At 64.1% G+C, this 22198-nt stretch carries 22 protein-coding genes and 1 tRNA gene; 14 read left to right on the top strand and 9 right to left on the bottom strand.

Annotated elements, in window-relative coordinates:
• Positions 1–126 precede the first annotated feature (126 nt).
• Complete coding sequence (locus LC060_RS12210) at positions 127–354, top strand: hypothetical protein (RefSeq protein ID WP_226635925.1); 228 nt, start codon at positions 127–129, stop codon at positions 352–354.
• Here LC060_RS12210 and LC060_RS12205 read toward each other — a convergent pair.
• Entirely contained in the window at positions 351–1658 is a 1308-nt protein-coding gene (locus tag LC060_RS12205; RefSeq protein WP_226635924.1) for an MFS transporter, read from the bottom strand. The genes LC060_RS12210 and LC060_RS12205 overlap by 4 nt on opposite strands.
• A 122-nt stretch (positions 1659–1780) precedes the next feature.
• Between LC060_RS12205 and pgsA the strand changes: the two genes are divergently transcribed.
• Positions 1781–2374: a CDP-diacylglycerol--glycerol-3-phosphate 3-phosphatidyltransferase gene (gene pgsA / locus LC060_RS12200; protein ID WP_226635923.1), complete on the top strand. Its 594-nt coding sequence runs from the start codon at positions 1781–1783 to the stop codon at positions 2372–2374.
• Positions 2375–2556: 182 nt separating this feature from the next.
• A complete protein-coding gene (locus LC060_RS12195) occupies positions 2557–3705 on the top strand; it encodes an MFS transporter (RefSeq protein WP_226635922.1) in 1149 nt (382 codons plus the stop codon).
• Positions 3706–3712: 7 nt separating this feature from the next.
• On the opposite strand, the gene LC060_RS12190 is transcribed toward LC060_RS12195, so the two are convergent.
• From LC060_RS12190 to LC060_RS12180, 3 genes are all read right to left on the bottom strand, one after another.
• Positions 3713–4609 (bottom strand): hydrogen peroxide-inducible genes activator, encoded by an 897-nt coding sequence (locus LC060_RS12190; protein ID WP_039394162.1) that lies wholly within the window; start codon positions 4607–4609, stop codon positions 3713–3715.
• Complete coding sequence (gene rnd, locus LC060_RS12185) at positions 4606–5856, bottom strand: ribonuclease D (RefSeq protein ID WP_226635921.1); 1251 nt, start codon at positions 5854–5856, stop codon at positions 4606–4608. The genes LC060_RS12190 and rnd overlap by 4 nt, the downstream gene beginning before the upstream one ends.
• A 75-nt stretch (positions 5857–5931) precedes the next feature.
• Positions 5932–6945: a hypothetical protein gene (locus tag LC060_RS12180; RefSeq protein WP_226635920.1), complete on the bottom strand. Its 1014-nt coding sequence runs from the start codon at positions 6943–6945 to the stop codon at positions 5932–5934.
• A 170-nt stretch (positions 6946–7115) separates the two neighbouring features.
• On the opposite strand from LC060_RS12180, the gene aspS reads away from it, so the two are divergent.
• The 7 genes from aspS (at position 7116) to LC060_RS12145 (ending at position 14023) form a co-directional block, all read left to right on the top strand.
• Complete coding sequence (aspS, locus tag LC060_RS12175) at positions 7116–8909, top strand: aspartate--tRNA ligase (protein WP_226635919.1); 1794 nt, start codon at positions 7116–7118, stop codon at positions 8907–8909.
• A 184-nt stretch (positions 8910–9093) separates the two neighbouring features.
• Positions 9094–9330 carry an acyl carrier protein gene (locus tag LC060_RS12170; RefSeq protein ID WP_028657713.1) on the top strand — a complete coding sequence of 79 codons (237 nt, stop codon included), beginning with the start codon at positions 9094–9096 and terminating at the stop codon, positions 9328–9330.
• Positions 9331–9463: 133 nt separating this feature from the next.
• Entirely contained in the window at positions 9464–10723 is a 1260-nt protein-coding gene (gene fabF, locus LC060_RS12165) for a beta-ketoacyl-ACP synthase II (RefSeq protein ID WP_226635917.1), read from the top strand.
• Positions 10724–10754: 31 nt separating this feature from the next.
• Positions 10755–11729, top strand: a complete 975-nt coding sequence (gene mltG, locus LC060_RS12160) for an endolytic transglycosylase MltG (RefSeq protein ID WP_413465113.1) — start codon at positions 10755–10757, stop codon at positions 11727–11729.
• Between the two features lie 37 nt (positions 11730–11766).
• Complete coding sequence (locus LC060_RS12155) at positions 11767–12312, top strand: 2'-5' RNA ligase family protein (RefSeq protein WP_226635914.1); 546 nt, start codon at positions 11767–11769, stop codon at positions 12310–12312.
• A 107-nt stretch (positions 12313–12419) separates the two neighbouring features.
• A tRNA-Met gene (locus LC060_RS12150) sits at positions 12420–12496 on the top strand.
• Positions 12497–12697: 201 nt separating this feature from the next.
• Positions 12698–14023 carry a tyrosine-type recombinase/integrase gene (locus tag LC060_RS12145; protein WP_226635912.1) on the top strand — a complete coding sequence of 442 codons (1326 nt, stop codon included), beginning with the start codon at positions 12698–12700 and terminating at the stop codon, positions 14021–14023.
• Between the two features lie 314 nt (positions 14024–14337).
• Here the strand turns inward: LC060_RS12145 and LC060_RS12140 are convergent, their stop codons facing one another.
• Positions 14338–14517: a hypothetical protein gene (locus tag LC060_RS12140; RefSeq protein ID WP_226635910.1), complete on the bottom strand. Its 180-nt coding sequence runs from the start codon at positions 14515–14517 to the stop codon at positions 14338–14340.
• 258 nt (positions 14518–14775) lie between these two features.
• Complete coding sequence (locus LC060_RS12135; protein WP_226635909.1) at positions 14776–15669, bottom strand: LysR family transcriptional regulator; 894 nt, start codon at positions 15667–15669, stop codon at positions 14776–14778.
• Between the two features lie 110 nt (positions 15670–15779).
• Between LC060_RS12135 and LC060_RS12130 the strand changes: the two genes are divergently transcribed.
• Positions 15780–16565, top strand: coding sequence for an SDR family NAD(P)-dependent oxidoreductase (locus LC060_RS12130; protein ID WP_226635907.1), 786 nt, complete (start codon positions 15780–15782; stop codon positions 16563–16565).
• A gap of 47 nt (positions 16566–16612) precedes the next feature.
• Here LC060_RS12130 and LC060_RS12125 read toward each other — a convergent pair whose 3' ends face one another.
• Positions 16613–17542, bottom strand: a complete 930-nt coding sequence (locus LC060_RS12125) for a LysR family transcriptional regulator (RefSeq protein WP_226635905.1) — start codon at positions 17540–17542, stop codon at positions 16613–16615.
• 119 nt (positions 17543–17661) lie between these two features.
• Between LC060_RS12125 and LC060_RS12120 the strand changes: the two genes are divergently transcribed.
• From LC060_RS12120 to LC060_RS12110, 3 genes are all read left to right on the top strand, one after another.
• Positions 17662–18360 (top strand): pirin family protein, encoded by a 699-nt coding sequence (locus tag LC060_RS12120; protein ID WP_214199552.1) that lies wholly within the window; start codon positions 17662–17664, stop codon positions 18358–18360.
• Positions 18361–18429: 69 nt separating this feature from the next.
• Positions 18430–18759, top strand: coding sequence for a GNAT family N-acetyltransferase (locus tag LC060_RS12115; RefSeq protein ID WP_226635903.1), 330 nt, complete (start codon positions 18430–18432; stop codon positions 18757–18759).
• 23 nt (positions 18760–18782) lie between these two features.
• Complete coding sequence (locus LC060_RS12110) at positions 18783–19202, top strand: OsmC family protein (RefSeq protein ID WP_226635901.1); 420 nt, start codon at positions 18783–18785, stop codon at positions 19200–19202.
• A gap of 49 nt (positions 19203–19251) precedes the next feature.
• On the opposite strand, the gene katG is transcribed toward LC060_RS12110, so the two are convergent.
• Positions 19252–21435 (bottom strand): catalase/peroxidase HPI, encoded by a 2184-nt coding sequence (katG, locus tag LC060_RS12105; RefSeq protein WP_226635899.1) that lies wholly within the window; start codon positions 21433–21435, stop codon positions 19252–19254.
• Positions 21436–21468: 33 nt separating this feature from the next.
• Positions 21469–22170, bottom strand: a complete 702-nt coding sequence (locus LC060_RS12100) for a YoaK family protein (protein ID WP_226635898.1) — start codon at positions 22168–22170, stop codon at positions 21469–21471.
• Between the last annotated feature and the right edge of the window lie 28 nt (positions 22171–22198).

The following is a 22198-nucleotide window of genomic DNA, read 5'->3' as shown; positions in this document are numbered from 1 at the left end:
AAGAGGGGCGGCCGAAAGGTTGCCCCTTTTTCGTGTGGGCAGGCCAGGTGGGAGACTTTCGTCCCGATGTGGGAAGTGCGCCATTTTGATCTGGATAGTTAACTAACCGTTAGCTAACTTCGCGGCATGAGACCCCAGAAACGTCGCGCGCTGGTCCTCTCCAGCGAACAATCCGGGCACCCATTTCGCCGCTCTCTTCCTGCCCATGTGCTTGAAGTGCCGTTGCACCTGCGCCCTGCCGTGGACGACGAGGCGCTCGCCGCGCGGCGCTGGAAGATGCAAGGCGGCGACTGGCAGCAATTCCTCGCGGCTTATTGCGCCTCGTTCCTCGCGATCTTTACCTTCATTATCTAACGCGCGGCGAGTTCGGCGCGGTAGAGCCGGTAGCCCAGCCAGGCCGAGGCGAGGCAGGCGGCCGCGACGACCAGCAACTGCTTGACGATGGGCATGCCGAAGAAGTTGAGCGCCATGGCCACGCCCGCGCCCAGCACCATCGCGCCCGAATTGACCACGTTGTTGGCCGCGATCGTGCGCGCGGTCTGCGACTTTTCCACGAATGTCGTGAGAAAGGCGTAGAGCGGCACGACGAACATTCCCCCGGCAATGGCGACGCCCAGGAGCGCGAGCATCAGGGGGAGGGCGAGCGGTTGCACCACGAAGGTGCCCACGTCCATGAGAGCGTCGGGGCCCTCGTAGGCGGGCCAGGCCTCGCACACGAGTTCGAAGCCAATGAGGCAGACCCCCATCGCGATGACCGAGAGCGGGGACCAACGCGCTGAGACGGTGCCTTTCAGAAGCGCGTTGATCGTCACCGAGCCAATGGCGATGCCGATGGAGAAGATGACCAGGAAAAGGCTCGCCACTTCCTTGGCAGCCATCAGAATGTTCTTGGCTAACGGCGGGAACTGGATGAACAGGATCGTGCCGAGCGCCCAGAAGAAGCTGATCGAGCACACGGCAAGGTAGACCCGCCGATCGCTCATGGTGGCGCGGATCAGGCGGGCAGGTGCGCGCACGAGGTGGAAATCGAGGGGCTCGATCTTCCCGATGGGCGGGGCCGGGGGCACGCTGCGCCCCGAGACGTAGCCGATCACGGCAACCGCGATCACCGCAATGGCCGCCGCATCGACGCTGATCCAGCCTGCAACGATGGTGCCGGCGAGGACCGCGAGATAGGTGCCCGCTTCGACGAGGCCGGTGCCCGCGAGGACTTCCTCGCTCTTCAGGTGCTGGGGCAGGATTGCGTACTTGATCGGCCCGAAGAAGGTGGAGTGCACCCCCATCGCGAAGACCGCCACCAGAAGCAGCGGGATTGCGACGGTGTGAAGGGCGATGCCTTTCCACGCGAGAGCAAGGCCAAGCCCGCCCACCAGCATGATGAAGATCTCGCACAGCTTGATGAGCCGGATGATTACGGCCTTGTCGCGCATGTCGGCCAGCTGTCCGGCCAGTGCGGAAAACAGGAAGAAGGGCGCAACGAAGATCAGCGAGGCCACCGCGCTGAAGATCGCCTCGGAGCTCTCCGAGTTGTAGACGCTGTAGACCACGAAGAGGACCATCGCGTTCTTGAACAGGTTGTCGTTGAACGCGCCCAGAAGCTGCGTGACGAAGAGGGGGAGAAAGCGTCGCGCGCGGAGCAGTTGGGTCGATTGCGTCATGTAAAGGTCTTGCCGGTCTCTCACCGTTCGGGTTGACGGGATCCTTAAAGCGGCAGGCCGAGGCCGCAACCCCCGATCAACACTTTATTCCGCCCCGCATTCCCGGCTATGGGGCTGCCCATATGCTGACGCTTCCGAACATCCTGACCCTTTCGCGTATCTTCGCGGTTCCGCTCCTCGCCTTCCTGCTGTGGTGGCCGGACTGGGTGCTGGGCTATGCGCTGGCCTTTGCGCTCTACTGCCTGATGGGGATCACGGACTACTTCGATGGTTATCTCGCGCGTTCGAGCGGGACGGTGTCCAAGCTCGGCGTCTTCCTCGATCCGATCGCGGACAAGATCATGGTCGCGGCGGTCATCCTCGTACTCACGGCGCAGGGTATCCTGCGCGGGCCTTACGTCGGGGACATGCACGTGATTGCCGGGCTCGTCATCCTGGTCCGCGAGATCGCCGTCTCGGGCCTGCGCGAGTTTTTGGGGCCCCTGCGGGTCTCGATCCCGGTCAGCAAGCTCGCCAAGTGGAAGACGACGTTCCAGATGATCTCGCTGGGCGCGCTGATCCTGGGCAAGGCGATGCCCTGGTGGAACACGCCTTTCGCGGGCGTGGCGATCAATATTCCGCACACCGTGGGTCTTACCACCTTGTGGGGCGCGGCCGTGCTGACGCTCGTCACCGGCTGGGATTACCTGCGCGTTGGCCTCAAGCACATGGACTGAGGCACGGATCCGCGACGTGCATCGCACGCGCAAGGGCGTGCGTTCGTTGCATTCGCGGCGAGAGGTGGCGCGGGCCTAGGGCTCGACCTCGATCCTGGGGCTCACTGGTCCCTGCACGTTCGCGGAGCCCTGCCATTTCCTCGCCTTCCCATTCTGCTCGAGAGCATCACGCGCCTTTGTCGGTGAGTGTCGTTGCGGTGATGGCGCTGGCTGCGGGCCTAACCGTGGCCAATCTCTACTACAACCAGCCCATGCTCGAGCAGATGCATGGCGATCTTGCCGATTGGCGGGTGGCCTATGTGCCGACGGCCACCCAGATCGGGTATGCGCTGGGGCTTCTTTTCCTTGTCCCGCTGGGCGATCTGTTCGAGCGGCGCCAACTGGTCCTGTGGAAGTGTCTCGGGCTGGCGGTGGCCTGTGCGGGCGTTGCGCTGGCGCAGGGTGGGGCGCTTGTCCTGATCGCCTCACTGATCGTGGGCATCTTTGCCTCGGTGGCGCAGCAGATCATCCCGATGGCCGCCAGCCTCGCGCTTCCCGAGCGGCGTGGCCATGTGATCGGCGTCGTCATGGCGGGCCTGCTTTGCGGTATCCTGCTCAGCCGCACGCTGGCCGGGTTCGTGGCCGAGCATCTGGGCTGGCGCGCGATGTTTTGGATTGCGGTCCCCCTGGCCCTGGGGACGGCGGCAATGGTGGCGCTGCGCCTGCCACGCAGCGCGCCCGAAACGGCAGGTACGAGCTACCGTGCAACGCTCGGCTCACTTGTCGGGCTCTGGCGCGAATTTCCCGGGCTTCGGCGAGCAACGGCAATCCAGTGCTGCCAGTTCGGCGTGTTCTCGGTCTTCTGGTCGATCCTGGCCTTCCGGCTGGAGGCGCGCTTCGGGTTCGGGCCGCAGGTGGCGGGTCTTTTCGGCATCCTGGGTGTGGTCGGCGTTCTTGCCGCGCCTGTCGCGGGGCGCATCGCCGATAGCCGGGGGCCGCGACAGGTGATCGCCGCTGCGGCCTGCATTTCGCTCGCCTCCTGGGCGATCTTCGGGCTCTGGGATGGCCTCGCGGGTGTGATGCTCGGCGTCATCGCGCTCGATTTTGGGGTGCAGTCGAGCCAGATCTCCAACCAGAGCGTGATCTTCGCACTGAAGCCCGAAGCGCGCTCACGCATCAACACGATCTACATGACCGCGATGTTCGTGGCCGGTGGTCTTGCTTCGGCGGCGGCGATGGCGTGCTGGACGCATCTGGGCTGGGCGGGGGTGTGTATGCTTGGCGCGGCGATCAGCCTGTGCTGCGTCGCGCTTCAGTTCACCAGCGGCAAGGCCCCGTCAACGGAGCAATAAGGCCCGGTCAGCCCGCGCGCAGCTCATCCGCCAACATCCGGAATTCGTCCGAGCGCGGCGAATTCTTGCGCCAGACCAGCGCGATCTCGCGGTTGGCGTTGGCCGAGATCAGCGGGCGGGCGACCACGTTGGTGCCGTTGAGGATCCCGGCATCAAGCGCCATTTCGGGTAGCATCGTGAGACCAAGGCCATTGTCGACCATCTGCACCAGCGTGTGCAGTGAGGTGCCGATCATCGTGGCAGAGGCGCGCAACTCGGGCCGGTTGCAGGCGGCGAGCGCGTGGTCTTTGAGGCAGTGCCCGTCCTCCAGCAGGAGGAGGCGGTTTTCATCAATGATGTCGGGGCCCACTTCCTGGGGTGGGTCGCGCGGATCGTCGGCCGGGAAGGCCACGAAAAAGGCGTCGAGCTCGATCGTCTCCTGCTCCACCTCGCCGGTGGGGTAGGGAAGAGCCAGGAGCACGCAGTCGGCCCGGCCATGGTGCAGCGACTCGATCGCGGCCTGGCTGGGTTCCTCGCGCAGGAAGAGCTTGAGATTGGGGCGTTCACGGCGCAGGCGCGGCAACATGCGCGGGAGCAGGAACGGCGCGATTGTCGGGATCACGCTCATGCGCACCTCGCCCGAGAGCGGTTTGCCGCTCGACTGGACGAGTTCGGACAGTTCCTCGGTCTCGCGCAGGATGCGGTGGGCCTTCTCGACCACCGTGTTGCCCAGCGGCGTGAAGCGCACCGCACGCTTGGTGCGCTCCACCAGGGTCACGTCGAGCAGGGTTTCCAGATCCCGCAGCCCCGCCGAGAGCGTCGACTGTGAGACGTAGCAGGCTTCGGCCGCACGGCCGAAATGTCCATGTTCATGCAGGGCAACCAGATACTGAAGCTGCTTCAGTGTCGGCTGGTAGACCGTCATGATTCGCTGTCGTCCCCGCTCTCATCGGTGTCATCGTCGCCCGCCTCGTCCGCGCCGGCGGTGGCGAAGATTTCCTCGTCCTCGCTGACCCGGGTCATCTTGAGGCGGCCCTTCTCGACCGCGAAGCCCAGGCGCCCCTCGACCAGTTCGAGCGCGTCCTTGCCGAACACCTCGTAGCGCCAGCCTTCCAGAATCGGCAGGTTCTTGCGCACACCCGAGGCGAGCATCTCCAGTTCGTCGCTACGGGTGAGGAGGCGGGCGGCAACGTCGATCTCGCGCGCGCGAATCTTGAGAAGCAGCTTCAGGAGGTCGGCGACCAGCGCGCCTTCCTTGCCGAGCGGCGCGCCGCGCTGCTGGCGCGGGGGCATTTCGTCGTCGCCGAGCGGCTGGGCCTTGGCGATGGTGTTCATCAGGCGCTTGCCGATGTCGTTGTCGCGCCAGCCTTGCGAGAGGCCGCGCACCTTGGCGAGGTCGGACTGCTGCTTGGGCGGATGGCTCGCAAGGTCGGCAAGCGTCTCGTCACGGGCAATGCGCCCGCGCGGAATGTTCTTGCCCTGCGCTTCCATCTCGCGCCACTCGGCGATGGCCTTCAGGCGGCCGAGCATCTGCGGATTGCGGCCCGCGGCCTTGATCCGCCGCCAGGCCAGCGTCGGGTCGTTCCGATAGTTGTCCGGATCGGCCAGCTTTTCCATTTCCTGGTTCAGCCACATGCCGCGGCCCGTCTTGATCAGGCGCTTGAGGATCCTGGGGAAGATCTTCGAGAGGTGGGTGACATCGCCGATGGCATATTCGATCTGGCGCTCGGTCAGCGGGCGGCGCGACCAGTCGGTGAAGCGCGCGCCCTTGTCGATGGTGAGGCCCAGCCAGGATTCGACGAGGTTGGAATAGCCGATCTGTTCCGACTGGCTGATCGCCATCATTGCGATCTGGGTGTCGAAGATCGGCGAGGGGGTCTTGCCCGTCGCGTTGAAGATGATCTCGACGTCCTGCCCGCCGGCATGGAAGATCTTGAGGACATCGTGGTTGTCCGTGAGCAGCTCGTAGAGCGGCGTCATGTCGAGCCCGCTGGCGAGCGGGTCGATCGCGGCGGCTTCCTCGGTGTTGGCGATCTGGACGAGGCAAAGCTCGGGCCAGTAGGTGTTTTCGCGCATGAACTCGGTGTCGACCGCGACAAAGTCGGACTTTGCCAGGCGGTCACACAGTTGGGCGAGCTCGTCGCTGTCCGTGATCAGGGTGTGTATCTTCATTTGCATGCGGCGTTACGCTGAACACGCGAAGGGATCAACGCCAGCGATGCCCCGTTTCGCGTTTGTTTGCGATTATTAACGGCGAAACAGGCGGGCAAGGAGTCCCGGACGGGCCGATTCGGCGAGCTCGGAGATACTTTCCTCGGTCACCAGCTTGCGGCGCAGCTGCGTGCCGGTTGTGTGGATGCCCGGGGGCGGCAGGTGCCAGGCCTCGGGGTCATCGCCCGGAGCGGTGCCTTGCACGTCACCGGAATAGGAGGGCGAAAGAAGCGCGGCCATCGTGTCGGCATGGTCTTCGCCCTCGTTCTCGAAGTCCTCCTCTTCCGCGTCCTCGTCGTAGGTGCCCAAGGGGGGCGCGGAGCCTTCAAAGGGTTCCGGAATGCTCGGCGCCTCGGGCGCGTCGCAATTGGCAAGGACCGGGGTGGAGAGGGCCGCAAAGGGGCTTTCGCTTACCGCGAGGAGGGCCATGCGGCGCGGCAGGGCGGTGCGGCGGGCCTTGTCCTCGACGGCGAGGTGGAACAGCACGCCCATGTAAAGCGTGCCGAGCAACTCGGCCTGGAGAGCGGTGGCATTCGGCGTCTCGCGCGCGGCGTTGGCCATGTGCAGCGCGGCCAGAGCATCGGCCATGGTGCCAAGGCCGTCGATACCGACGACGCGTTCTTCGGCATCGGCGTGGTCGTTGTGCCAGGCCGATCCGTAGTCGTTGAAGCCTTCGAGCAGTTCCTCTCGGGTGCATTCGGAGAAGGGCCAGGAAGTGTCGAAGAAGAAGCGGGTGGCAAGGACCGGCTCACCGTCCTCCTCGCTGATGGTGTGCGGATCGAGGTCGAGGCTGACGGCCGAGACCGGCTCGCCGCACTGGTCCAGCTTCCAGATCGCGTCAGCCAGGAGATTCCAGCCCGTGAACGAGATCGCTTCGGGCCGTGTATTCAGGAATTCGGCGGGGAGGGGGCCTTGCGCCGAGCACACACCTGACAGCATGTCCCGTAGCATATCGGCCGCTTCATCCGCGCGCTGGCTGCGCACCATGTCCTCGATCGAGCGTCGAAAAGCCTTGTTTTCCGCGCTGTCAATCGTGACCTCTGCCAACATCGTGTTCTCCATTCGACCCGAGCCTGAGGCAATTAGGTTATAATGGTTTATACCGAGTTACGCGGATAACCTTTTGCGCAGGGTCAATCGGTGTCTGGAAATCGGCGCGCCACTCGACTAGGGGACGCGGCCTGAACTCTTAGTTTTTCGCGAAGAAGAAGCCTGACGCCATGACTCATCCCTATCGTTCCCACACCTGCGGCGCCCTGACGGCGACCGAGGTCGGCCAGACGGTCCGCCTGTCGGGTTGGGTCCATCGCAAGCGCGACCACGGCGGCGTCCTGTTCGTCGACCTGCGCGATCACTACGGCATGACCCAGGTCGTGACCGACAGCGACAGCCCCGCACTCGAGATCCTCGACGCGCTGCGTCTGGAATCGGTCGTCACCATCGAGGGCACCGTCAAGGCGCGCACCCCCGAGACGGTGAACCCCAACCTCGTCACCGGCGAGATCGAGGTCTACGCCCGTTCGGTGACGGTGCTGGGCAAGGCCGCCGAATTGCCGATGCCGGTCGCCGGTGAGCAGGAGTACCCGGAGGACATTCGCCTCAAGTACCGCTTCCTCGACCTGCGCCGCGAGACGCTGCACGCGAACATCGTCAAGCGCACCCAGATTATCTCGGACATGCGCCGCCGCATGGAAGGCATCGGCTTCACCGAATTCTCGACGCCGATCCTGACCGCGTCCTCGCCCGAAGGCGCGCGCGACTTCCTCGTGCCGAGCCGCATCCACGCGGGCAAGTTCTACGCGCTCCCGCAGGCGCCCCAGCAGTACAAGCAACTGCTCATGGTGGCTGGCTTCGACCGTTACTTCCAGATCGCGCCGTGCTTCCGCGACGAGGACCCGCGCGCCGACCGTCTGCCGGGCGAGTTCTACCAGCTCGACCTCGAGATGAGCTTTGTCACCCAGGAAGAGATCTGGGAGACGATGGAGCCGGTCATGCAGGGCATCTTCGCGGCGTTCGCAGGGGACAAGCCGGTGACGCCTTCGGGCGAATTCCGTCGCATTCCCTACGCCCAGGCGATGCTTGACTATGGTTCGGACAAGCCGGACCTGCGCAACCCGATCCTCATCAAGGACGTGACCGAGCACTTCGTCGAATCGGGCTTCGGCATCTTTGCCAGCATCGTTGGCGGGGGCGGCGTGATCCGCGCGATCCCGGCTCCCGGCGCGGGCGCAGGCAGCCGCAAGTTCTTCGACGAGATGAACAACTGGGCGCGCGGCGAGGGCTTCTCGGGCCTTGGCTACATCAACATCAAGGACGGTAAGCCCGGTGGTCCGATCGCCAAGAACCATGGCGAGGAAAAAACCGCGGCCCTTATCGAGGCGCTCGGCCTTGGCGAGAACGACGGCGTCTTCTTCGCTGCGGGCAAGCCCGAGCAGGCCGCCAAGCTGGCAGGCCTTGCGCGTACCCGCGTCGCCGAGCAGCTCGACCTCATCGACAAGGATCGCTTCGATCTGTGCTGGATCGTCGATTTCCCATTCTACGAATGGGACGAAGACAACAAGAAGGTCGACTTCGCGCACAACCCGTTCTCGATGCCGCAGGGCGGCATGGAAGCACTGGAAGGCCAGGATCCGCTTACGATCAAGGCCTACCAGTACGACCTCGTGTGCAACGGCTTCGAAATCGCCTCGGGCTCGATCCGTAACCAGGATCCCGAACTGATGGTTGCCGCCTTCGAGAAGGTGGGCCTGACCAAGGACGACGTGGAAGAGCGCTTCGGCGGTCTCTACCGCGCCTTCCAGTACGGCGCCCCGCCGCACGGCGGCATGGCCGCCGGTGTCGATCGCATCGTGATGCTGCTGTGCGGGGCGCAGAACCTGCGCGAAATCTCGCTGTTCCCGATGAACCAGCGCGCCGAGGATCTCCTCATGGGCGCGCCGACGCCTGCGGAATCGCGTCAGTTGCGCGAACTGCACATGCGCGTCGTCGAGCCCCAGCCCAAGCCGGGCGCCTGATCGGCGAAAAACGACGCAAAAACCGAGCTTGCGGCGCCGTGAGGGTCTTTCACCCTTGCAAAGGCGTCGCACTTGGGACAAGTGCGGTGCCCGTGCTGTGGCGGCACTTGCCAGCCAGCGCCCTAGGAACTAGGGCGTCAAGCAACCAAGATTAATCCTCCGCTTTCTGAAGGGGTCTATACAAATGAGCGATACCGCCGATCGGGTTAAGAAGATCGTCGTCGAGCACCTCGGTGTGGAAGCCGACAAGGTCACCGAAGATGCAAGCTTCATCGATGATCTGGGTGCCGATTCGCTCGACATCGTCGAGCTGGTCATGGCGTTCGAAGAAGAATTCGGCGTCGAAATCCCGGACGATGCCGCTGAAAAGATCAGCACCGTCTCGGATGCGATCAAGTACATCGACGAGAACAAGGGCTGATCCCGGCCCGCCCGCAGCGTCCCGGTAACGTCCTTTCAGGGCGGACCATCGCCGGTTTGTGGGCAATTGGATTGAATTTGACAGGCTCGACCTCTAAGGGGGCGGGCCTGTCGCCGTTTCGGAGAGCATTGGAATGCGTCGTGTCGTCGTAACCGGACTTGGCCTCGTCACCCCGCTGGGCGCTGACGTGGAAACGACCTGGAAGAACATCCTCGCCAGCAAGAGCGGGGCGGGGCCCATCACCAAGTTCGATGCGTCGGATCAGAAGTGCCAGATCGCCTGCGAGGTCAAGCCCGCGGATCACGAGTACGGGTTCGATGCCAGCAAGCGCGTGGATCCCAAGATCCAGCGCCAGGTCGATCCCTTCATCGTCTTCGGCATCGATGCCGCGGGCCAGGCGCTTGAAGACGCCGGCCTTGTCGAGATGGACGAAGAGACCAAGCTGCGTGCGGGCTGCTCGATCGGCTCGGGTATCGGCGGTCTCCCCGGTATCGAGAGCGAATCGCTCGTGCTCGCCAACCGTGGCCCGGGCCGCGTTTCGCCGCACTTCGTGCACGGCCGTCTCATCAACCTCATCTCGGGTCAGGTCTCGATCAAGTACGGCCTCAAGGGCCCGAACCACGCGGTCGTCACCGCCTGCTCGACCGGCGCGCACTCGATCGGCGATGCCGCGCGCATGATCAAGGACGACGACGCCGACATCATGCTGGCGGGCGGTGCGGAAAGCACGATCTGCCCGATTGGCATTGCCGGCTTCGCCCAGGCGCGCGCGCTCAACTGCAGCTACAACGACCGTCCTGAAGAGGCTAGCCGCCCCTACGACCAGGACCGCGACGGCTTCGTCATGGGTGAGGGCGCGGGCGTCCTCGTCCTTGAGGAGTACGAGCACGCCAAGGCGCGCGGGGCGAAGATCTACGCCGAAGTCGTGGGCTACGGCCTTTCGGGCGATGCCTACCACGTGACCGCTCCGGACCCGGAGATGGACGGCGCCTACCGTTCGATGGCTGCGGCCCTCAAGAAGGCGGGCATGACGCCGGCCGACATCGACTACATCAACGCTCACGGCACCTCGACGATGGCCGACACCATCGAGCTGGGCGCGGTGCGCCGTCTCTTCGGCGAAGCCATGGACAGCGTCTCGATGAGCTCGACCAAGTCGGCCATCGGCCACCTCCTTGGCGGCGCGGGCGCGGTCGAATCGATCTTCTGCATCCTGGCGATGCGTGACCAGATCGTGCCTCCTACGCTCAATCTCGACACTCCTTCGGAAGGTTGCGAAGGCGTTGACCTGGTCCCCAAGGTCGCACGTTCGCGCGAAGTGCGCGCCGTGCTCAACAACAGCTTCGGGTTTGGCGGTACCAACGCCAGCCTGATCATGAAGAAGGTCGACTGACCTTCCGCGCGGGCTTCGGGGAAGAACCCTCATGATGTCACGGCGCAGGTATGCCCTCGTGGCAGCGCTCGTCCTGGTGGCGGGGATCGTGATGTGGAACGTCGTGGGCGGCTGGTTTGGTTCCGGCCCGCTCGCGAAGGATTCCGCCTTCGTGGTCCCCAATGGCGCCAGCCTTTCGGCCGTGGCCGACAAGCTTCAGGACGAGGGCGTGGTGCGCTCGGGCGATGGGTTCGCCCTGCGCGCGCGCCTCTTCGGGGGCGGCGGCGCGATCAAGGCGGGGGAATTCGTGATCCCCGCCCACGCCAGTCCCTCGCGGGTCCTGGCGATCATCACCAGCGATGACGTCGTGCGTCGCCAGGTCATGATCCCGGAAGGCATGCCCTCGATCATGGTCTACGAGCGCCTGATGGCGCAGGAGGCCTTGACCGGCGAGCTTGCCGTGCCTGAAGAAGGTTCGGTCCTTCCTGCCACCTACGATATCCAGAAAGGCGATGCGCGCGCCGACGTCCTGCGCAAGATGCAGGCGGGTATGCGCCGTACCCTGGCCGAGCTCTGGGAAAAGCGCGCCCCCGATCTTGTCGTGAAGACGCCCGAGGAAGCGCTAGTGCTGGCCTCCATTGTGGAGAAGGAAACGGCCAAGGCGCAGGAGCGCACTGTCGTGGCCGGGCTCTACTCCAACCGTCTGAAGCAGGGGATGCTGCTTCAGGCCGACCCCACGATCATCTACCCCATTACCAAGGGTAAGCCGCTGGGGCGGCGCATCCGCCAGTCCGAGATCCAGGCGATCAACGACTACAACACCTACTCCATGGTAGGCCTGCCCAAGCACCCGATCTGCAATCCGGGCCGCGCCTCGATCGAGGCGGTACTGCACCCGGCCGAGACCGACGCGCTCTACATGGTCGCGGACGGAACGGGTGGACACGTCTTCGCATCCACTCTCGAAGCGCACAACGAGAACGTGAAGAAGTGGTTCGAGATCCGGCGCAAGCGCGGCGAGATCTGAGCGCATTCGAGGCACCTGGCATGACGGTAGGCTGGCCATGGTGAACCTTCCCGGGGAAGTTCTTGCCCCTGAGCGTCAGCCGGGCGCCCCCTTGCTCGTGACGGCCCTGCTTCCTCCTGAGATACAGGCCTGGGCCGACGCGCTTCGCACCGCCCACTTTCCGCCTGAACGCAATCGCCTCCGTGCGCACGTGACGCTCTTTCACGCGCTCCCACCCAGCGTGGAGGCGGAGTTGATACAGCTCCTGAAAGACCTGACGCACAATCCGCCGCCCCAGGCCCAGATCGTGGGGCTGCTGAAGCTGGGCAAGGGCACGGCGCTTCGCATCGAATCGCCTGACATGGTCGAATGCCACGCCGAGATCGCCGAGCGTATGCACGGCCTCCTCACGCGCCAGGACGCCCAGCCCCCGCGCCTCCACGTCACGATCCAGAACAAGGTGACCTCGCAAGAGGCGAGGGCGCTTCAGGCGCAGCTTGGGCCCACGCTGGAGCCCCGACCTTTCCGTTTCCGCGGCTTTGGCCTCTATGCCTGGGAGGACGGATTATGGCGCCCGATCAAGGACCTGCACTTTAATCGCTAAATTTGTAAAATAGGGTGTTGACCAATCCTCGATACCCCCCTAGAGGCACGCACCTGCCCCGCAGACGCGGCGCACCACACTGCTCCGGCCAAGGCCGGAATTGGTATGGCGGAGTAGCTCAGCCGGTTAGAGCAGCGGAATCATAATCCGCGTGTCGGGGGTTCGAGTCCCTCCTCCGCTACCATACCCCATTTTCAGACGTTGTCCGCGCTAGTCCAGAACAAGCCGGCAGCGTCTTTTTTCTTTTTAAAATCAATTATTTTTCCCGGTTGTCTGCGTGCGTCGACGTCCAAGTGCGTTCGGCTGCGTTTGGGGGTGTCGGTTTGAATTTTCGCCGAATCTGGGGGTACCATCGCCGCATACCCTACAACGGCGATACCCCCACATGGCACTCAAGGAACTCGAGGTGAAATATGCGGCCGTCCGGCCGCGCCCATACAAGCTCTCGGACGGGGGTGGGCTACATGTGCTCGTCCAGCCCAACGGCTCGAAGCTGTGGCGGATGAAATACCGCTTCGCGGGCAAGGAGAAGCTGCTGAGCTTCGGCAAGTACCCCGAGGTCTCCCTCGCGGTCGCCCGTGCGCGCAGGGATGTGGCGCGGGGGCTGCTCGCCGAGGGGCGTGATCCTGGCGTCGAGATCGCTGCGGAGGTCCAGGTCAGGACGAACACTTTCGAGACAGTGGCGCGCAAGTGGCATGCGAATAGAGAAGGGGGGCTGGACGATGCGCACGCCAAGCGTGTGCTGAGTCGAATGGAGAGGGACGTCTTTCCGATGCTGGGCGCAAAGCCGATCACCCAGATCACCGCTCCCGAGATCCTGGCCATGATCCGTAAGATTGAAGAGCGTGGGGCTCTCGATATCAGTCGCCGGGCCAAGCAATGCGTGGGGCAGGTCTTCCGTTTCGCGATTGCCAACGGCTGGGCGCAAGACGATCCTTCGGTTCACCTTGCGGGAGCGCTCAAACCTCGGCCGCGTGTCAAGCACATGTCTCGCGTGCCGCTCAAGGAACTGCCGCAGTTGTTACGGGCCATCGCTTCCTACGATGGGGAGGACAGTCCACGCTGTCAGTCGCTTACACGCGATGCCCTGATGTTCACCATGATGACGTGGGCCCGTACCAGCGAAGTACGATTCGCTGCTTGGAGTGAGTTCGAGGATCTAGACGGGAGCGAACCTCTCTGGCGCGTCCCGGCTGAACGCATGAAGATGGGGCGCGAGCATCTGGTGCCCTTGCCGAGGCAAGCCGTCGCAATGCTGCGGCGGCGCCTGTTGGCAAGCGAAAGCGGGTTCGTCTTCCCCGGCCCGAAGCCCGGTCAGCCGATTTCCGAGAACACCATGATCTATGCCTGCTATCGCATGGGCTACCGGCGCCGCCAGACCGTTCACGGCTTTCGAGGGCTGGCATCGACGTGGGCCAACGAAACGGAAGGTTACAGCTCGGATTGGATCGAGATGGCTTTGGCGCATTCGGAAACCAATTCGGTGAGGGGCGCATACAACAGCGCGCTCTATATTTCCTCGCGGCGGCGCATGCTTCAGGACTGGGCAAACATGATAGATGACGCGATCACGAAGAAAGCGAGGTCCGGCTCGCCCAAAAGCAACCGCTGTAGTGAGCCTAGAAGCGCACCTGTGGCTGAGGTGCAGCCGCCCCAGGGCAAGCCCAAACCCTTTCTGCGGCTAGTCTCGACAAATGGGAAGCCACGCTGAAAGGCGATGGCTTTTCTCTCCGCGTGAGAGCGCTGGTGAATTTGAGGGCCGTCAGTGGCCGCAATGGGCCGAAACCCATTTCTTAATGGCGTGCCCGGGCCGGTTGCGGACTGTCGCTTCCCTGTTGAGGAACGGGCGATAGCTGCCTGTCCGTTGTGCCAGGCGAATCATCCTGACAGAGTGGAAAATCTGGCTGTCGGCCTACGTCCCATTGCAGCCTCTTATGAACTGATCTTGGCTTGCCGGGCACGCTCGACCTTACTTTCCCTTTTTCGCGTCAATGGCCCGCTTCTGCAGCTTCCCAATCGAGGGCTTTACTGAACCGACACACCGACTCTGGCCGCAGTGCGCCTGCGGGCCTCCCCGGCGAGGGCCCCGATCGCGGAAAGAGCGCCACCGGTAAAGCCGGCCACGCTGAAAGCGATGATGACCGGCTGCGCACTCTCGGCAAGAACGCGAGGATACCGGGCGATTTGCGTGACCAATTGTGCCATGATTGATGCCTCCTGATGTCGGATTCCATCTAGGCACGCCGCGAATTTTACGAAATCTGTATAAAGTCACTCCAACTTTTCAGGATAGTAGAAAACTCGAATGCCATCATCCTTGGCCGTTCCGTCTCGATCGGCGTGGCCTGAATGGTGATCCTGACTTGGCTTTCAGACGTCCCCTCCCGTGTCACGGCGCAAGATTGGGACACGCACGCCATGCATCGACGGGCTAAAGCCGCCATGCCATATGGCGAACTTGCGCTACGGCAGAACCAGTTCGCTCGCCAGAAAATCAAGAAAAGCGCGCACAGTGCGTGAGGGATGCTGTTCCCCGAGATAGAGCGCATGGATATCTTCCCCGTCACCGGGATGGAAGGAGGACAGCAGTTCGACCAGGCGACCCTCAGCAAGGTCCTTGGTGACATGAAAATGCCCGAGCCGGGCTATCCCACCATCTGCCAATGCCATCAACCGGACCACTTCACCGGAATTGCCCAGGAAAGGTCCGTTGACCGTCCGCGAGACAAGACGACCGTCTACCGAGAAAGGCCAGGTGTCGACCGAGCGGCGGAAGCTGAAGCGCAGGCAGGCATGGTGTTCAAGATCGCCGGGTTCTTTTGGAGCGCCATGGCGTGCCAGATACTCCGGACTCGCCACCAAGACCATGCGACTGCGCCCAAGCTTCTTGGCCTTGAGGCCCACATCGCGCAAGGGCCCGATGCGGATCGCGATATCCGCGCGCGCGCTGATCAATTCGATCAAGGCGTCCGACAAGGCAAGCTCGACCGTCACTGCAGGAAATCGCTCCAGGAAACGCGGCAGAATCGGGAGAAGGCAATGCGTGCCAAAGGGAACCGATGCATTGACGCGTAATAGCCCTTTCGGTTCCTGCTCCTCTCCCCCAAAGCTGCCTTCGATATCGTTCAAGTCTTCCATCAGTGCCGAAACGCGATCGCGGTACGTCTCGCCATCGGCGGTAAGCGCCAAGGCACGGGTCGTACGCGCGATGAGTTGCACTCCAAGCCGCGCCTCCAGACGTGAAACAGATCGGCTGACCGCGGACGGTGTGACGCGCAGGATACGGGCGGCGGCGGCGAAACTGCCATTGTGTGCGACGCTCAGAAAAATTTCCATGTCCCCGAAGCGATTGTCCATTGGCCACTCATGATTTCAAGACACTTCTAAAGTGCACAGTTGCGATCTAATCATCAATAGCCGCTTCGCTTATCTCCGTTCCCATTAACGGATAAACGGAGCGACGTACCATGGACCTGCAACTCAAGGGCAAGACTGCGCTGGTGACCGGATCGACAGCCGGAATCGGTTTCGCGATCGCCGAACGTCTGGCACGCGAAGGCGCGAGCGTGATCATCAGCGGTCGCAATCAGGATAAGCTGGATGCTGCCGCTGAACGTATCGCCAAGATCGGCTCGGTGAAGGCCGTTGTGGCAGACGTCGCCACGGCGGACGGCGCGGCGACCCTGATCGAGGCAGCGCCGGAGGCCGACATCCTCGTCAACAACCTGGGCATTTATGAGGCCAAGCCCTTCGCCGATATTTCAGACGCCGACTGGCACCATATGTTCGAAGTCAACGTGGTGAGCGGCGCGCGGCTCGCCCGCCATTATTTCCCGCGCATGCTGGCCAAGGACTGGGGCAGGATCATCTTCATCGCCAGTGAAAGCGCGCTCGTCGTCCCTGGCGAAATGATCCACTACGGCATGACCAAGACAGCGCAACTCGCCATTGCACGCGGCCTCGCCGAGCAAACGCGCGGGACAGGTGTGACCGTCAATTCCGTGATGCCCGGCCCGACGCGCTCGGAAGGCATCGTCGAATTCATCCGTTCGGTCGTGGACAACAAGGATGCGCCGGAAGCCGACCGGGAGGCTGAATTCTTCCGCAAGTATCGCCCGTTGTCGCTGATCCGGCGGTTGATCGAAGCGGACGAAATCGCGGCTCAGGTCGCGTTGCTGTCGAGCCCGTGGGGCGCGATTACCAATGGCGCTGCAATCCGGGTGGAAGGTGGCATCGTTCCCACCATCGCGTGAGCGGCGCCAATGGCCTCAAGAAGGAACTGGGGACCATCTGAACTCTGTCAGATGTCCCCAAGCCCGGCAATCTCAGAGTCGTCTCTGCCCAGCTCGACAAAGCGATCGATCAGCCATGTCGCCGCTGGGCCAGGGAGGGCATCACGTCGCCAGATCGCGGCGAAGCGATAGGTCCCGCCGACGTGATCGGGCATATCGAGGCGGACCAGCCTGCCTGCGGCAAGATCGGCTTCCACCATGTCGAGCGGCATGTTGCCCCACCCGATGGCTTGTCGGAGCAAGGCGTGCTTGGCGCCAAGGTCCGCCATGCGCCACGTTCGCGCGCTGAAGACGGAAAAGTCGCGGCCTTCGGTGAACCGGGAGCGATCGCTCAGCACGAGCTGGATATAATTGCGCCCCGCTCCAGGCGCGATGGGCGTCATGCGCGCCAGGGGGTGATCGGGGGCGGCCACGGGGATCATGGGTATCGAGCCGGCCGAGCGACTTTCCAGTCCGTCAACGCCGGCGGCCAGCGGCCCCGACAGGCCGATGTCGGCTTCGCGATCCAGAACCAGCGAGGCGATCGCGCCCAGCGCTTCGCCGTGCAGATGCAACTGGACGGTCGGGAATTGCTGCACGAATTCCTTCAGAACCTGTCCGAGCCGATCGGCGGGAAGCATAACATCGACGGCAAGATTCACTTCGGCTTCGAGGCCGCTAAGCAAGCCCTTCGCCTTGGCCTTCAGGCCGTCGACGCCCTGCGCGATCAGGCGCGCTTCGGACAGGAGCGTGCGCCCCTCAGCGGTGAGCCTGGGGCGCCGCGTTCCCTCGCGCTCGAACAGCATGACCCCAAGCTGCGCCTCAAGGTTGGTGATGCCATAGCTGATGACCGAGACGGCCCTATTGAGCTTGCGCCCAGCGGCCGCGAAGCTGCCGGTATCGACGATGGCCAGAAAGATATTCAGCTGGTCCAGCGTGGGATTGCCCGGATCGCTCACTATTCCAATTCCTCGAATGAACTGTTGAAAATTATGCCCCTGATCTGAAAAGAGTAGGGGGGCTACACCGGTGGGGCAAGGCGCGATCACACCCGCATCGCCCAATCGGAGACAAGACCATGATCGAACTTCGTCCCTTTGACGGCCTCGGTGCTGCCAACCACGGTTGGCTTGATGCCCATCACCACTTTTCCTTTGCGGATTATCATGACCCGCAGCGCCATAATTGGGGTGCCCTGCGCGTCTGGAACGATGACACGATCGCCCCCGGCACCGGTTTCCCCCCGCACCCGCACCGCGACATGGAGATCATCACGTATGTCCGGGAAGGCGCGATCACGCACAAGGACAGCCTTGGCAACGAGGGCCGCACCGAAGCGGGTGATGTGCAGGTGATGAGCGCCGGGACCGGCATTCGCCATTCGGAATACAACTTGGAGGATGTGACGACCAGGATCTTCCAGATCTGGATCGTGCCCACCAGCAAGGGCGGCACGCCGACCTGGGGCGCGCGGCCCTTTCCCAAGGGCGAGCGGGCGGGCCATTTCGTGACCCTTGCTTCGGGCTACGCCAACGATGACGATGCCCTGCCGATCCGTACCGATGCGCGCGTGGTCGCCGCCACGCTCAAGGCGGGCGAGACGGCCGAATACGCGCTTGGCGCCGATCGCAAGGGCTACCTCGTCCCCGCGGCGGGTGCGGTCCGCATCGAGGACGTGCGCATCAATGCCCGCGACGGCGTCGCGATCCGCGATCTCGATGTGATCCGCGTGACCGCGATCGAAGACAGCGAGATCGTGCTGGTCGACGCGGCCTGAGTGCCAGCCACCTAATCCGGGAGGGGGCCGCAGGGCGCGGGCTCCTCCTGCCCGGCAGGAATACCTGACATGACACAGATCCACATCACCAGGGAAGACGGACCGCGCAAAGGCCGCTACGTCGCCCACGTTACCGGCATCGATGCCGAGGCCGAACTGACCTTCACACACTGGGGCCCCGACCTCATCAGCGCCGATCATACTGGTGCTCCCGAAGTGCTTCGCGGGACCGGTGCGGCGGCAGCGCTCGTCGACTTTCTGGTCGCAGACGCCCGCGAACACCACTTTCGCATCATTCCAATCTGCCCTTACGTGCGAGCGCGCTACGCCAAGCATCCCGAATGGCACGATGTGATGACAGTCGCGCCGAGCGAAGCGCCGCGCATCGGCTCGCAATAGCGGCTTCACGGGAGATATCACAGATGGCTCGCAAGACACTGGCGCAGATCGCGGATGCGCAAGGCAGTCCGCTGGCGGTCGCCATTGAGGTTTCCGGACATCATCTGTTCGGTGACGAACCGCATTCTGAAGGCGGAAACGATCTTGGCCCCAACCCCTTCGACCTGCTGACTTCGGCGCTTGGCGCGTGCACCGCGATCACGGTGCGCTGGTACGCCCGGAAGCAAGGATGGCCACTGGAGCACGTGAACGTGTCGGTCGAACACGTAAAAAGGCATGCCGCAGGAGACGAGCGCGCGCATGACAACTTCGTGAAGACTGTCGCCATCACGGGCTCTCTCCTGACCCCTGAGCAGCGCGAGCGCCTGCTCGAGGTGGCCGACAGGTGCCCGGTTCACAAGGCCCTGACCGGCGACATCCGTATCACCACCCTTGCGGCGTGAGATCGTCCCCGCAGCGCGCAATCGGCTGCGGGGCGCTCCCTTGGCCTTTTCAGGCGAGATCGTAGCGATCGGCATCCATGACCTTAGCCCAGACGGCGCTGAAGTCGGCCAGAAAGCGATCCTCACCATCGCTGGCCGCATAGACTTCGCACAACGCGCGAAGCTGCGCGTTGGAGCCGAAGCCGAGATCGACCCTGCTGGCGGTCCACTTCTCCTCGCCCGTCGCCCGGTCGAGACCGATGTAGAGGTCGCTTGCGGCCTCGTCCTTCGTCCACGTGGTCCCCATGTCGAGGAGGTTGACGAAGAAATCGGTCGAGAGCGTGCCGGGACGTTCGGTCAGAACACCGCGACGGTCCCCGTCATGATTGATGCCCAGAACGCGAAGGCCGCCCAGCAGCACCGTCATTTCAGGCGCGGACAGGCCGAGCAACTGCGCCTTGTCGACCAGCAAGGCATCAGTCGGCAGCGGCGTGTTCGCGCCAAGGTAGTTACGGAATCCATCCACCTTGGGCTCGAGCCAGGCGAAGTTCTCGGCATCGGTCTGCTCGGCGCTGGCGTCGACCCGGCCCGGCGTGAAGGGCACCTCGAGGTCACGTCCGGCCGCCTTGGCTGCGCGTTCGATGCCGACGCCGCCGCCCAGCACGATGAGGTCGGCGATCGAGACGTCGCCAAATTCCGCCTTGATGCCTTCGTAGACCGCCAGCACGCGGGCAAGTTCGGTCGGCTCGTTCACCGCCCAGTCCTTCTGCGGGGCAAGCCGGATACGCGCCCCGTTGGCGCCGCCGCGATGGTCGGTGACGCGGTGGGTCGAGGCCGAGGCCCAGGCCGTGCGCACCATGTCCGCCACCGAAAGCCCGCTCGCCGCGATCCTGCCTTTGAGCGTGGCGATGTCCGCCTCGCCCAGCGGGGCGTAGGTCGGTGCGGGCAGCGGGTCCTGCCACGGCAGGTCCTCAGTGGGCACGTCGGGGCCGAGGTAGCGCGCCTTGGGGCCCATGTCGCGGTGGGTGAGCTTGAACCAGGCGCGCGCGAAGGCATTGGCGAACATGTCCGGATTCGCGCGGTAGTTTTCCATGATGCGGCGGTATTTGGGGTCGACCTTCATCGCCATGTCGGCAGTGGTCATCATCGTGGGCACGCGCCGTTCGGGGCTGTGCGCGCCCGGTGCCTGCGTCTCGGCCGGGTTGCCCACCGGCTGCCACTGGTGCGCGCCCGCCGGGCTGGTGACGATCTCGTAGTCGTGATCGAGCAGCATGTCGAAATAGCTCATGTCCCAGGTAATAGGCGTGGGCGTCCACGAACCTTCGAGGCCCGAGGTGATCGTGTCGTCGCCCATGCCGCTGCCCGCGGTTGAAATCCAGCCGAGACCCATTTGCGCAATGTCCGCGCCTTCGGGCTCAGCGCCAACCAGCGCGGCATCGCCCCCGCCATGGGTCTTGCCGAAGGTGTGGCCACCGGCGGTCAGCGCGACCGTTTCCTCGTCGTTCATGCCCATGCGCGCGAAGGTCTCGCGAACGTCGCGCGCCGAGCCGACCGGATCGCTATTGCCGCCCGGCCCCTCCGGATTGACGTAGATGAGGCCCATCTGGATCGCGGCGAGCGGGTTTTCGAGGTCCATGTCCTTGTCGGGCTGGATGCGGGTTTCGGCGCCTTGGCCGACCCACTGCTCCTCGGTGCCCCAGTAGACGTCGGTCTCGGGGGCATAGACATCCTCGCGCCCGCCGCCGTAGCCGAAGATCGGCCCGCCCATGCTCTCGATCGCGACATTGCCGGCAAGGATCATGAGGTCGGCCCAGGACAACGCGGCGCCATACTTCGCCTTGATCGGCCAGAGAAGTCGGCGGGCCTTGTCGAGGTTGCCGTTGTCGGGCCAGGAATTGAGCGGAGCGAAACGCTGCTGCCCGGCGCCTGCACCGCCACGCCCGTCGCCCGAACGATAGGTCCCCGCCGAGTGCCAGGCCATGCGGATGAAGAACGGCCCGTAGTGCCCGTAATCGGCCGGCCACCAGGGCTGGCTGTCGGTCATCAGCGCCGCGAGATCGGCCTTCACGGCAGCAAGATCGAGCGCCGTGAAGGCGGCGGCGTAATCGAACCCGGCGGCCATCGGGCTCGGGTCCTTGCCCCCTTGTGCGAGGATCGAAAGGTCAAGCTGGTTGGGCCACCAGTCCCGGTTGCTGCATCCGGTGAGCGTTCGGACCGGGTTGGCGTGGAACGGGCATTGGCTGTCGGTGGTCATGGCGGTGGACTTCCTCCTTGGAGACACTGGATTTCATTTGCCGTGCGGCGCGGCGGCAACCGGGCTGCGCAGGAAGGCGAAGGTCGCCCCCAGCACGATCAGACCGGCCAGGGCGAGCGGGCAGGCAAGCCCGCCCAGGCGAAGCAGCAGGGCGCCTACGGTTGCACCGGCGAAGATCGCCAGAACCGCGCCGAAGCGCCGCAGGAAATTGGGCGTCGTGCGGCCAGTCTGGTCTGCTGCGATACCCGTGATGGTGAGCGTCAGGACCGTTGTCGTCAGGTCCGGCACCTTGAGCTGGCGGATCGTCGCGTTCCTCAGGCCCATGGCAAACCCGGTCAGGGCGATGACCGCGAGAACGGCCGGCTCGGGCGCCTGCGCGGCCACGTCGATCGTCGTCGCGATGGCGGCCGCTACCCACAGCAGCGCGGCCTCCGTCAATGCCGCACGCATCAACCATTGGCCTAATGGCCGGGCGGATTGCGCTCGTCCGAGTTTGCCTGCGCCCCAGGCTCCCATCATGAACGCTGCAAGAGCCAGAAGCGCTGGCGCGAACCGGAAGCCGCTCGTCCCGGCGGCAGCAAAGCCCAGGAACACGACGTTTCCGGTCATGTTCGCGGTGAAGACCTTGCCCAGTCCCAGCACCGATGCCGCATCGACAAGGCCGGTCGTCGCGGAAAGCAGCAGCAGCAATCGCGGCAGGGCGTCGGATGACGAAGGAACGGGGGGCGTGGACATCGAATTCTCCTGCGCGAAAGGTCGAAAA

Source organism: Novosphingobium profundi, assembly GCF_020524485.1.
Classification (GTDB): Bacteria; Pseudomonadota; Alphaproteobacteria; order Sphingomonadales; family Sphingomonadaceae; genus Novosphingobium; species Novosphingobium profundi_A.
Note: the sequence above shows the minus strand (reverse complement) of the source record. Positions and strands in the feature narration are given on the sequence as shown.

What these genes read in the sequence shown, in the direction of transcription:
- LC060_RS12210 (WP_226635925.1), top strand. Translation starts at nt 127, where the DNA reads ATGAGACCCCAGAAACGTCGCGCGCTGGTCCTCTCCAGCGAACAATCC.
- LC060_RS12205 (WP_226635924.1), bottom strand. Translation starts at nt 1,658, where the DNA reads ATGACGCAATCGACCCAACTGCTCCGCGCGCGACGCTTTCTCCCCCTC.
- pgsA (WP_226635923.1), top strand. Translation starts at nt 1,781, where the DNA reads ATGCTGACGCTTCCGAACATCCTGACCCTTTCGCGTATCTTCGCGGTT.
- LC060_RS12190 (WP_039394162.1), bottom strand. Translation starts at nt 4,609, where the DNA reads ATGACGGTCTACCAGCCGACACTGAAGCAGCTTCAGTATCTGGTTGCC.
- rnd (WP_226635921.1), bottom strand. Translation starts at nt 5,856, where the DNA reads ATGAAGATACACACCCTGATCACGGACAGCGACGAGCTCGCCCAACTG.
- LC060_RS12180 (WP_226635920.1), bottom strand. Translation starts at nt 6,945, where the DNA reads ATGTTGGCAGAGGTCACGATTGACAGCGCGGAAAACAAGGCTTTTCGA.
- aspS (WP_226635919.1), top strand. Translation starts at nt 7,116, where the DNA reads ATGACTCATCCCTATCGTTCCCACACCTGCGGCGCCCTGACGGCGACC.
- LC060_RS12170 (WP_028657713.1), top strand. Translation starts at nt 9,094, where the DNA reads ATGAGCGATACCGCCGATCGGGTTAAGAAGATCGTCGTCGAGCACCTC.
- fabF (WP_226635917.1), top strand. Translation starts at nt 9,464, where the DNA reads ATGCGTCGTGTCGTCGTAACCGGACTTGGCCTCGTCACCCCGCTGGGC.
- mltG (WP_413465113.1), top strand. Translation starts at nt 10,755, where the DNA reads ATGATGTCACGGCGCAGGTATGCCCTCGTGGCAGCGCTCGTCCTGGTG.
- LC060_RS12155 (WP_226635914.1), top strand. Translation starts at nt 11,767, where the DNA reads ATGGTGAACCTTCCCGGGGAAGTTCTTGCCCCTGAGCGTCAGCCGGGC.
- LC060_RS12145 (WP_226635912.1), top strand. Translation starts at nt 12,698, where the DNA reads ATGGCACTCAAGGAACTCGAGGTGAAATATGCGGCCGTCCGGCCGCGC.
- LC060_RS12140 (WP_226635910.1), bottom strand. Translation starts at nt 14,517, where the DNA reads ATGGCACAATTGGTCACGCAAATCGCCCGGTATCCTCGCGTTCTTGCC.
- LC060_RS12135 (WP_226635909.1), bottom strand. Translation starts at nt 15,669, where the DNA reads ATGGACAATCGCTTCGGGGACATGGAAATTTTTCTGAGCGTCGCACAC.
- LC060_RS12130 (WP_226635907.1), top strand. Translation starts at nt 15,780, where the DNA reads ATGGACCTGCAACTCAAGGGCAAGACTGCGCTGGTGACCGGATCGACA.
- LC060_RS12120 (WP_214199552.1), top strand. Translation starts at nt 17,662, where the DNA reads ATGATCGAACTTCGTCCCTTTGACGGCCTCGGTGCTGCCAACCACGGT.
- LC060_RS12115 (WP_226635903.1), top strand. Translation starts at nt 18,430, where the DNA reads ATGACACAGATCCACATCACCAGGGAAGACGGACCGCGCAAAGGCCGC.
- LC060_RS12110 (WP_226635901.1), top strand. Translation starts at nt 18,783, where the DNA reads ATGGCTCGCAAGACACTGGCGCAGATCGCGGATGCGCAAGGCAGTCCG.
- katG (WP_226635899.1), bottom strand. Translation starts at nt 21,435, where the DNA reads ATGACCACCGACAGCCAATGCCCGTTCCACGCCAACCCGGTCCGAACG.
- LC060_RS12100 (WP_226635898.1), bottom strand. Translation starts at nt 22,170, where the DNA reads ATGTCCACGCCCCCCGTTCCTTCGTCATCCGACGCCCTGCCGCGATTG.